Here is a 10,991-nt window from a genome sequence, read left to right on the forward strand (position 1 = left end):
ATCTTGATTTTCTATGAGTGACTGCGTCACTTTAGGATAAGTTTTCTGCCACTTCTCAACCATACAGGACAAGAAGGTACTCGCTTCTTCCTTTGAATTAGCTTGATAAACAGTCTTAAAGTCATCACAGATTTCTTTTCGGTCTTTGACACGTACTTTATGAGCAATATTACGAGATACATGGATACAACAGTGTTGGTATTTTGCTTTCGGATAAATTTTATGAATGGTATCTTTCATACCTTTTAAGCCATCCGTAATAAAGAGCAAGACATCTTGAACGCCTCTGGAGCTAATATCTTGTAGTAGCTCATTCCAAACGTGTGTTGACTCAGTCGGGGCAATCGCATAACCTAGTACTTCTTTAGTCCCATCTTCTCGTATTCCAATGGCAATGTAAATGGCTTCTTTTGACACGGTTTGACGTTTTAGTGGAATATAAGTAGCGTCCATAAAAATAGAGACATACTTATCATTTAAGGCTCTGGCTTTAAATGCGTTTACTTCTTCAGTCAACACTTTAGTCATGTTTGACATGGGTTGTGGAGTATAATGATGTCCATACATAAAGCCGTTAATTCTGTCCGTAGGAGAGTGTTTATCGCTCTTTCTAAGTGTGACCGGAATAATTCATTTAAATCGCCTTTAGTGACTAGAGTTTGTACAATTTCTGTAGTAAAATCATTCATAGGGAAGTCCTCTTTTCTGTGAATTGGTTGTCGTTAACTTTATTCTACAGAAGGGACTTCCTTTTTTGTATGGTTTTATTCATTTACACAAAATATTTTACACTCTCAATACTTACTCAGAGGACCCTAAATATATATTCAATTTGTTATTGTCTGTTATTACTTTAAGTATTAAGACTTTAGATTTAATTGATAAATTACCAGAGTTGGATTAAAGTAATTAAGAATAAATATTTAATAATAAGGGGGAGATTTAATGGGATTTAGCACAGAAAATAGGACCGTTCTTTCATTATTTCAAAGATCTTCTGTATATAAAGTACCTCGATATCAAAGAGCATACGTTTGGACAGAAAAAAACTGGTCCGAATTATTATCTGATATTAATTTTACTGTAAATATTCATGATATTAATTGGTCTCATTTTTTAGGTACAATTGTATTAAACAACATTGATAAACAATTGGGAGATAGAAAAGATCCAGGGATTATTAATTTCGAAATAATTGACGGCCAACAAAGAATCACAACACTATTTATATTATTCAATGCAATTTCAAGACATTTAATGGAATTAGAAACGGAGGAAGCAACTAAACGTGCTAAATATATTCATTCAACATACATTTCTGCAATGAAATCAAACAGTGAAAAGATTCCTAAAATTGAAAATGAAGATATAAAAGAAGATATATTAGAATTAATTGATTATTCACGACATCTTGAATCAGAAAAAATTTCTAATAAAAATTCACTTCTCAAACCATACAGATATTATTTAAATTTTCTTTCTACGAAATCATTTAAAGAAACTGATATATTTTTGAATAAATTATTAAATATAAATATTGTTGAAATTATTTCAGAACAAGAAGAAGAGATTTATAATATATTTGAGGTATTAAATGCCCGAGGGCAAAAATTAAAACAAATGGAATTATTAAAAAATCATATTATGAAATATATCCATCCAAGAGAAGAAGCTTATATAGATCATGCTAAAAAGAAATGGAATGATATTATTAAGAGGGCAGAGACAATTAGTGATATTGACAATCTCATGGTACATTTTGCAAAGTGTTATATAAAAAAGGATGCTGAGAATTCTAATTCTGTTTATAAACTAATTAAAGAAGAAATAGAAATAGAATCTCTATCAAAGATGTTAAATGATTTTGATAATTTTTCAAAAATATATATAAAAGTTAATGAGAAAGATACTGATGATACTACAATTGAGTATTTTAATATAAAAAGAAATCAGCAAATTAGAGCTCTACTTACAGCTATACTATTAAAGGAACAAGAAGGAATAATAAATCAAGACATAAGGGAAAAAGTATTTTTAAATCTGAGAAATTTTTTCTTTATTTTTAATGGAATGCAGAAAACTAGTAACTTTACAGATAAGTTATTAAATCAATATAATTATTTAATATACCATTGTAAAAAAAATGTGGAATTTAAAATGCATATGACTGATTTATTTTTAAAGTTAGAAAGACTTATAAATAAAGAAGATTTTATTAGTATTATGCAAAATCACCCTTCATTTAGATACTCTAATAAAGATAAGACTTTAAAGAAAAATTCAAAATTAGTCCGTTTTACTCTGGGAGAGTATAGTAAATTATATCAAAAAGATATTAATATAAATGTGAAAGAGATGACTATTGAGCATTTATTAAATGATAATGGGGAAAAAGAAACGGTCAATTTGGGCAACTTAACTTTGGTTTTATCTTCTACAAATGAAGATAAGTTAAAAGACAAAATTATTGATGAAAAGTTGAGGATATTATTAGACGATTCTGATATAAATATTAATAAATCTTTAGGAGATTATTTTTCTGAGGAAAAGGGATTTGATACTATAACACGTTTAAATTCAATAATTGACGATTTATATGAAAGAGTATTTATTTTTAATCCATATATACTTAATTTAGATAAAGAAGACGTAAATTTATATCTAAAACTAAGCGAAAAATTTAGAGAAGATGAAGAATTATTAGATTTGCTGAAGGAACATGGAAAATATTTTGGTGATAAAGTTTCACGTGATCCTTCATTAAGTGAATTATATGAAAGATATTTAATAATTAATAATAAAATAATTAATAATAAATAGTAGTAATTTAAAGTGAACATTATAAAAGATTCTATAGAATTAATAAAATACCACCGGCCAGCGGTTTATGTAGTTACCCTTTAGTTACCCCTGAGTGATTTTTGGTGCAATTCTATGCAATCGAAAAATTAGAAACGCTTTAGTATCAAGGTTTACGATAGTCTATACAGCTTTACGAAATCCTAAAGTTTTTTAAACGTAAGAAGCCAGGTCTTAAAGGCGCTCGTCGTTCACCACAGTTCTCAACGTTAATATCGTTGCTATTTCAACGTTTACAGCACTCTTTGGATTATTTCAAAGAGTGTTTTTTTGTATTTTTATAGAGGTATTTAGATACCATTTAGATACCCTTTAGAGGAACTATTTTGTTTGAAACTTACTTAAAATTCAGTGATATGAAACCATATTGTTATCCGCACCCCCTTTCCTACATTTTTAAATTGCCCTTGACATTTACTAAGTATAAAGGATTAAATAGATAATAAAATGCATATTTTATAGTATTCAATTCGAATTTTTATGTTATATACTATAATATAAAATCAATATATGATATAATTGGGTATGGAAAAAATATCTTTTGAAACATTTAAAAGACCTAATGGTCATGATGAATTTTTAGAATGGTTGGAAACATTACCAAAAAAAGATAGTGCGAAGCTTTTACGTACAATAGAAGAAACAGAAAAGAATGGGATGCTAGTAGCTCAACGGTTGAAATGGGTGAAAAAATTAGACACTAATTTGTACGAATTAAGAAGTAAGGTGGGATCAAACATCCAAAGAGCCATCTATTTCCATGTGGACAATGGAAGGTATGTCATTACTCACGGATTTACTAAAAAAACGGAGAAAACACCAATAACTGAACTCAATCATGCAAAAGAACTTAGAGAGGAGTGGTTCACAAATGATGATTAAAAAATTGATTGAAGAAAAGAAAAAAGATAAAGATTTTGCAGAAGCATATGACCGTGAAGGAAGAAAACTCGAAACTGCGGTTGCTCTTTATCATGCACGGGAGGAAGCAGGCCTAACTCAAGCGGAGCTTGCACAAAAAGCACATACAACTCAATCTACTATTGCTCGAATTGAGAGAGGGGATAACGTATCTTTCGATAAACTTGATGATATCGCTAGGGCATTAGGCAAAAAGCTGGTAGTAGAATTTGCTTAAAAGCGAGTTGAAAATATACCTATAATAGGCTCCTAACTAATCAATTAGTTTAGTGGGCCTTTTTGTACTAAATAGATAAAAATTGTCCTATAGTGTAAAAGTCAATAAATTTTATACAAAAATTACTTTAAAGAGACATAAAGAGAAAGGTACAATAAATGAAAAGGTTCTGTTGCAAAGTTTTAAATAAAGAATAAAATCCCTTACGGTATCTATGATTTAAGCTGGGATTCCCAATAATACCTTGATTTCAGTACAGACCGAAAACCCGAAGAGAGTGACTTCTTTTCGGGTTTTCTTATATAATCCTCGAATGGCTTCCATGCCTTTAATCGTGGTAGAGGCAGTGCGTAAACTTCGATAGAATTTATTGCGTCTCTTTACTGGACGATGGTCTTGTTCAATCAAATTATTCAGGTATTTAATGGTACGATGTTCTGTCCCTTGATAAAAGCCGTATTCTTTTAGTTTCTTAAAGGCACTTGTAATAGAGGGGGCTTTATCTGTGACTACAACCTTCGGTTCATCAAACTGCTTCACTAACCGCTTAAGAAAAGCATAGGCTGCTTGTGTGTCCCGTTTTTTACGTAACCAAATATCCAAGGTTAAACCATCTGCATCGATGGCTCGATACAAATAATGCCATTTTCCTTTAATTTTGATGTACGTTTCATCCATTTATTCATGGAAAATTCAAAGGTCGTCAGCATAAATTCAAAGAAAATGATCCACGTTTAAAGCATGCTTTTGATTTATTTTTGAACGGTTGTTCCGATAAACAAGTTGAGGAACAAACTGGAATTAATCGCCGAACGTTTAGAAGGTATCGTACAAGATATAACGTGACAGTCGATCAAAGGAAAAATAAAGAAAAGAGGGATAGTTAATGAGTACAGTTATTTTAGCTGAAAAACCAAGCCAGGCATTAGCCTATGCAAGTGCTTTAAAACAAAGCACCAAAAAAGACGGTTATTTTGAGATCAAAGACCCACTATTTACAGATGAAACGTTTATCACCTTTGGTTTTGGGCATTTAGTGGAATTAGCAGAACCAGGTCATTATGACGAAAAGTGGCAAAATTGGAAACTTGAATCTTTGCCGATTTTTCCTGATCGATACGATTTTGAAGTTGCAAAAGATAAGGGAAAGCAGTTTAAAATTGTTGCAGAACTTCTCAAAAAGGCAAATACAATTATTGTTGCAACAGATAGCGACAGAGAAGGTGAAAATATCGCCTGGTCGATTATCCATAAAGCAAATGCCTTTTCAAAAGATAAAACATTTAAAAGACTATGGATCAATAGCTTAGAAAAAGATGTGATCCGAAGCGGTTTTCAAAATTTGCAACCAGGAATGAATTATTATCTCTTTTATCAAGAAGCGCAAACACGCCAAATTGCCGATTGGTTGATCGGCATGAATGCAAGCCCTTTGTATACGTTAAATTTACAGCAGAAGGGCGTACAAGGTACATTTTCACTAGGACGTGTTCAAACGCCCACCTTATACCTTATTTTTCAGCGCCAGGAAGCCATAGAAAACTTTAGAAAAGAACCTTTTTTCGAGGTGGAAGCTAGTATAAAAGTAAACCAAGGGTCATTTAAGGGCGTTCTAAGCCCCACACAGCGTTTTAAAACCCAAGAGGAGCTTTTTAGCTTTTGTTTCTTCTAAACAAGCTAAAATAGGCAATCAAGAGGGGATAATTGCTGATGTTCAAACCAAAGAGAAGAAAACGAATAGTCCAAGTTTGTTTTCTTTAAGTAGTTTGCAATCAAAAGTCAATCAGCTTTATAAAGCGACAGCGAGCCAAACTTTAAAAGCTATGCAAGGACTGTATGAAGCAAAATTATTGAGTTATCCAAGAACAGATACACCATTTATTACAGAGAACGAATTTGCTTATTTAAAAGCGAATTTTGGCAAATATAGCGGTTTTTTAGGACTTGATCTTGAAATGGTTCAAACAGAGCCTAGAAAGCGTTATGTGGACGGTAGTAAGGTACAGGAACACCACGCCATTATCCCAACAAAACAAGTACCTAACGAATCTGCATTAGCAAAAATGGACGATTTGCAACGAAAAATTTATGCTTTAGTCGTTAAAACGACCGTTGCCATGTTTCTACCTGATTATTTGTATGAAGAAACTAAGATACAAACCAAAGTAGCCGACTTACTTTTTCAATCAATAGGCAAGACACCAAAACAAGAAGGTTGGAAAATTCTTTTCAAACAACAAAACAAAGAAGAAAAAGAGGACGTTCAAACGTTACCCTTGGAGAACATGCCGAGGTTGACGTTAAGAGTGCCGAAAAAGAAACACAACCACCGAAAGCTTTTACAGAGGGTACATTATTGACTGCTATGAAAACCGCTAATAAAACGGTTGATGATGAAGAAGCAATCAAGATTTTACAAGAAGTCGAGGGGATCGGAACAGAAGCGACAAGAGCAAGCATTATTGAAGCCTTGAAACAAAAAGAATATATCCAAGTCATTAAAAATAAACTTGTTGTGACTGAAAAAGGTAAATTATTGTGCCAGGCAGTCGAAAGTCAGCACCTCTTAACGAGTGCTGAAATGACGGCTAAATGGGAAACGTATTTAAAGAAGATTGGTAAAAGAGAAGGTAATCAAGAAAACTTTATTAATAATATCAAGAAGTTTATCGTTCATTTATTGGAAAATGTACCTACCGATATAGAGAAATTAAGTTTTGCTGATTACCAGGAACAGAAAGAAAAAGAAGCAGAAAAAAGTATTGTAGGCAAATGTCCTAAGTGTGGCAACAATATTGTATTAAAAAAATCGTTTTATGGTTGTTCAAATTATCCTGAATGTAAGTTTACTTTAGCTGAACATTTTAGAAAGAAAAAACTAACCAAAACAAATGTAAAAGAATTACTAGAGGGAAAAGAAACCCTGGTAAAAGGAATCAAAACGAAAGATAAAAAGTCCTACAATGCCGTTGTAAAAATCGGAGAAAAGGGATATATTGATTTTATCTCTTTTTCAAAATAAGCATAAAAGCCCTGTTTAAAGGGCTTTTATATATTAATCACAAATCACTTATCACAAATCACAAGTGATTCTTAGTGATACAATAGACATATCAAAACAAAAGAGACTGGGGCGTTGTTATGACGAAAGAAGAATTCAAAATATTAGAAGATTTAAGACATATTCGAAACAGTAAAAATGAAGCAATTGTTATCTTAAACAATTATTTTAAAGGCGGTGTTGGAAAGTCTAAATTATCTACTATGTTTGCTTATTTGACAGACAAATTGAATTTAAAAGTTTTAATGATCGATAAGGACTTACTGGATAGGTTACACTGAACTAGACAATAAAAATAAGGTGTGTAAAATATAAGAAAACACACTGGAGGAATTGTTAATGTCAGAAAGAAAACCACGTCGAACGTTTACTAAAAAAGGATAAGACATTCGTTCTTATCCTTTTTAGTACTCTATTAATTGATCCTCGTGTGAATTCCCTATTAAAAGTAATAAATTCACTATATAACAGATTTGAATTGATTGATTTAATACGCAGGAAAAAGGCAAGCTTAAAATCACTCAAGGATACATGGCTAGATTTATCAGAGGATAATCCATACAGCCAATTCTTAATTACAGTAATGGCTGGTGTGAACCAATTAGAACGAGATCTTATCCGTATGCGTCAACGAGAAGGGATTGAGCTGGCTAAGAAAGAAGGGAAGTTTAAGGGTCGTTTAAAGAAATATCATAAAAATCACGCAGGAATGAAATATGCAGTAAAACTATATAAAGAAGGCGGTATGACTGTAAATCAAATTTGCGAAATTACTAATGTGTCTAGGGCTTCATTATATAGAAGGCTATCGGAAGGAAACAAATAGTTTGTCCTGATTCTATCAAAAGGTTTATTTTTTGATACCAACATTTTTAGGCATGAAATGTCGGCAATTATTATCTATTTTGTTTTAAAGTAAATATTGAAAGGGAGTAAACTTATGGATTGGCTAGAAAGAATGAACAATGCGTTAAACTACATTGAAAATAGCTTGGATGAAGAAATAGACTACAAAGAGATTGCAAAAGCAGCTAATTGTTCTGAGTTTCATTTTTCAAGAATGTTCTCTTCAATCTCAGGTATATCGCTATCAGAATATATTAGACGTAGACGGTTAACACTCGCAGCATTTGAAATTCAAAAAAGTGATATTCGGATCATTGATGTGGCAATTAAATATGGTTATGTTTCTTCTGATACTTTCTCACGTGCTTTTCAAAAAATGCATGGAGTAACCCCTTCCAATGCTCGTAATAGAGGGGTACAGTTAAAAGCCTTTCCCAGAATTTCCTTTCAAATTTCTATTAAAGGAGATACCGAGATGGAGTACAGAATTGAAAACCTTGATTTTGAATTAAGAATTGTTGGAAAAAGTAAGCCAGTAAAAACAAGCAGAGCATTTAAAACAATCCCTACGCTTTGGAACACTGCGAAAAAAGATGGATTTATGCAAGAACTAGTAGATATGTCATGGGAAAATCCAAAATGCACGCTTGAAAGCCTTCTGGGGGTTTGCGGAAAAGAAGCTGCCATAACAGATGAACAATTTTCCTATTTCATGGGCGTAAGATACGATGGGGAATCCCCAGAAAATATGGAGACGCTTATTATTCCCGCAAGTACATGGGCAGTTTTTCCGAACATAGTGGATGCATGGAAACGTTTATATTCCGAGTGGGTCCCTACCTCCGAGTATGAACTTGCAAATTTACCGTGTATAGAATGTTATTACGGTCCGAAGCATAAACCAAGACACGAACTCTGGGTCCCTGTTATCCCGAAGTAAATTACATATTCAGTAATAGAATACTGTTTATGGAGTAACGAAAAAAGACCCTAATTTCTCAATTTAAGTGATGATATGCTACCCCTATCTAGGACAAAGAAATAATTAACGTCCTAGATAGGGGTATTTCGTATGTCTAAAAGAAAAATGAAACTAAGCGTTGAAGAGCGAATACAGATAGTTGAGAATTATCTCAATGGTCAAAGCAGTATCAATAAAACAGCTCAAGAAGCAGGTGTGAACTGGAGTACAATAAAAAGATGGATAGCCATTTATGAAAATGAAGGACCTACAGGATTATTACCAACCAAAAAGAATCGTCACTACTCAAAAGAACGAAAAATCGAAGCCGTTCTAGACTATCTGGATGGATTTGAAGGATTGGAGGCAGTCACAAAAAAATATGGTTTACGGAACAAGGTACAGCTCCAAGACTGGATAAAGATATATACTACTCATGGAACCTTTAAATCAGAAAGTGGTGGAAGTAAAGTGAGTCAGACAAAAAAGTTCAGTTTAGAAGAGCGTATAGCGATTGTATTGTACTGTATTGCCAACAACTACGATTACAGTGGCACAGCTGTAAAGTACCAAGTGACCTATCAGAACGTTTATAACTGGGTCAAGCGTTACGAGAAATTGGGAGAAGCAGGACTCGAAGATCGTCGTGGTCACCGCAAAGCAAACCAAGAAAGTCGAACACCTGAAGAAGAAGCAAAAATTAGAATTGCGCAGTTGGAAGAAAAGGTAAAATACCAACAGATGGAGATTGACCTGTTAAAAAAAGTAAAGGAATTAGAAAGAAGGGATTGGCAAAAGAAGTAAAAAATTGGCACGCTTATGAAGCAATCAAGGAACTACATGAAGAAAAACTTTATCCTGTTCAGCCCATGTGCAAGATATTGAATGTTAGCCGGTCGGCTTACAATCGTTGGGTGAAACATCCCTATAGTCCACGGAGGATGGCGAACAACGAACTTGCCAAAACAGTCAGAGCAATCCATGATGAACACCCGGACATGGGCTATCGCCGGATCAAAGACGAACTAAAACGGACGTACGATCAAAACGTGAACGATAAGCGCGTCTTACGTATCTGTCGTGAAGAAAAAATTCAATCCTCAATCAAACATCCGGCAAATAGTATTACTAAAAGAGGTCGTCATCCATATTACGTAGCGGAGAATATCCTGAATCGTGATTTTTCTGCCACAGCACCAAATACAAAGTGGGTCACCGATATTACAGAGTTCAAGTACTACATTGGTCTCGAGGTGCATAAGGTCTACTTGAGTGCCATCCTAGATTTATATGATCGACGTATCGTTGCTTACGTCATCAGCGAGAGGAACGACCTGCCACTGGTACTGGATACCTTTGATAAGGCACGATCGGCTGAACCTGATGCACAGCCAATTTTCCACAGTGATCGTGGATTGAACTGCTCCCTGTCAAGTAGACAGTCGAAAAAAAACAAAAAGATTTGTTCGAGTTTCACTCGAACTGGCATTCAGAGGAGATATAGAAAGGAACTTTCTCTATCTCCTCTTACAGGTTAATAAAAAGCCTTAAGAGACAGCCTTATGTCTGATTTCCATCGGAGTTAGTCCGTCGTGTTTTATTGTGATTCGTTCATCTTCTTTCCTAAATTAAAAATCAGTAGCAAATGATAAGAATAAAAAGCAACTTTATTTCCACCACTGCCACCACTTTCTAGGTACTCCGTGTTGCTCTAGCGTTGTTTGTTCGTTTAACTGTTCCTGCAAAGATTTATTTTCACTTTTAAGCCTTTCTAATTCTTCTTGCGGTTGATACTGATACTCTGCCTGTCCACCTCTTGTATCCTCTGGTGGCATTTTAAGAGCTTTTAAGTCTTTGGTTTCTGCCTTGTACTCTTCTAGCAACTTTTTATCCTGCAATGCTAACCGCTGCTGTTGGTCTAAGAGGTTTTGAGTTTGTTGAATAATTTTTTTTAATTCCGAATTTGATGTTTGTTCTTTATCTAAAAATTTCTCTAAAACAAAAATTCTTTCTTTAAGATAAGATTTTTCTTCGTCTTCTTGATGGTTCTGTTGCAAAGTTTTAAATCTACTATCAAATAAGGTAGAATAATAGAAAAAGATAGCAGGAGGAATGACGATGAATCT

Annotated in this window: 6 protein-coding genes and 7 pseudogenes; 10 read left to right on the forward strand and 3 right to left on the reverse strand. The window is 33.5% G+C overall.

The features are described 5' to 3' along the window. A pseudogene (locus AB3I27_RS13695) lies at positions 1-689 on the reverse strand (transposase); the annotation flags it as partial. Positions 690-945: 256 nt separating this feature from the next. On the opposite strand from AB3I27_RS13695, the gene AB3I27_RS13700 reads away from it, so the two are divergent. The 3 genes from AB3I27_RS13700 (at position 946) to AB3I27_RS13710 (ending at position 3,997) form a co-directional block, all read left to right on the forward strand. Continuing rightward, complete coding sequence (locus AB3I27_RS13700; RefSeq protein ID WP_202781177.1) at positions 946-2,820, forward strand: DUF262 domain-containing protein; 1,875 nt, start codon at positions 946-948, stop codon at positions 2,818-2,820. Between the two features lie 564 nt (positions 2,821-3,384). After that, a complete protein-coding gene (locus AB3I27_RS13705) occupies positions 3,385-3,741 on the forward strand; it encodes a type II toxin-antitoxin system RelE/ParE family toxin (protein WP_010724962.1) in 357 nt (118 codons plus the stop codon). Beyond that, positions 3,731-3,997 (forward strand): helix-turn-helix domain-containing protein, encoded by a 267-nt coding sequence (locus tag AB3I27_RS13710; protein ID WP_002339787.1) that lies wholly within the window; start codon positions 3,731-3,733, stop codon positions 3,995-3,997. Before AB3I27_RS13705 ends, AB3I27_RS13710 begins: the two co-directional genes overlap by 11 nt. A 219-nt stretch (positions 3,998-4,216) precedes the next feature. Here AB3I27_RS13710 and AB3I27_RS13715 read toward each other — a convergent pair. Then, positions 4,217-4,675 (reverse strand): annotated as a pseudogene (locus AB3I27_RS13715) (IS6-like element IS1216 family transposase); the annotation flags it as partial. 8 nt (positions 4,676-4,683) lie between these two features. Here AB3I27_RS13715 and AB3I27_RS13720 point away from each other — a divergent pair. The 7 genes and pseudogenes from AB3I27_RS13720 to AB3I27_RS13750 form a co-directional block, all read left to right on the forward strand. Beyond that, positions 4,684-4,884: pseudogene (locus tag AB3I27_RS13720) on the forward strand (recombinase family protein); the annotation flags it as partial. Next, a pseudogene (locus AB3I27_RS13725) lies at positions 4,884-7,019 on the forward strand (DNA topoisomerase 3). The pseudogenes AB3I27_RS13720 and AB3I27_RS13725, both read left to right, overlap by 1 nt. Before the next feature lie 119 nt (positions 7,020-7,138). After that, a pseudogene (locus AB3I27_RS13730) lies at positions 7,139-7,321 on the forward strand (hypothetical protein); the annotation flags it as partial. A gap of 209 nt (positions 7,322-7,530) precedes the next feature. Next, positions 7,531-7,884: pseudogene (locus AB3I27_RS13735) on the forward strand (helix-turn-helix domain-containing protein); the annotation flags it as partial. 114 nt (positions 7,885-7,998) lie between these two features. Next, on the forward strand, positions 7,999-8,844 hold the full coding sequence (locus AB3I27_RS13740) for an AraC family transcriptional regulator (RefSeq protein ID WP_202781172.1): 846 nt from the start codon (positions 7,999-8,001) through the stop codon (positions 8,842-8,844). 132 nt (positions 8,845-8,976) lie between these two features. Next, a complete protein-coding gene (locus AB3I27_RS13745; protein WP_113846318.1) occupies positions 8,977-9,669 on the forward strand; it encodes a helix-turn-helix domain-containing protein in 693 nt (230 codons plus the stop codon). Beyond that, the gene (locus AB3I27_RS13750; protein ID WP_172757413.1) at positions 9,654-10,403 is read left to right on the forward strand and encodes an IS3 family transposase; all 750 of its coding nucleotides are present in this window, start codon (positions 9,654-9,656) and stop codon (positions 10,401-10,403) included. Before AB3I27_RS13745 ends, AB3I27_RS13750 begins: the two co-directional genes overlap by 16 nt. A 129-nt stretch (positions 10,404-10,532) precedes the next feature. Here the strand turns inward: AB3I27_RS13750 and AB3I27_RS13755 are convergent. After that, positions 10,533-10,991: pseudogene (locus tag AB3I27_RS13755) on the reverse strand (hypothetical protein); the annotation flags it as partial.

The organism is Enterococcus sp. C46 (assembly GCF_040887565.1).
Classification (GTDB): Bacteria; Bacillota; Bacilli; order Lactobacillales; family Enterococcaceae; genus Enterococcus_B; species Enterococcus_B lactis.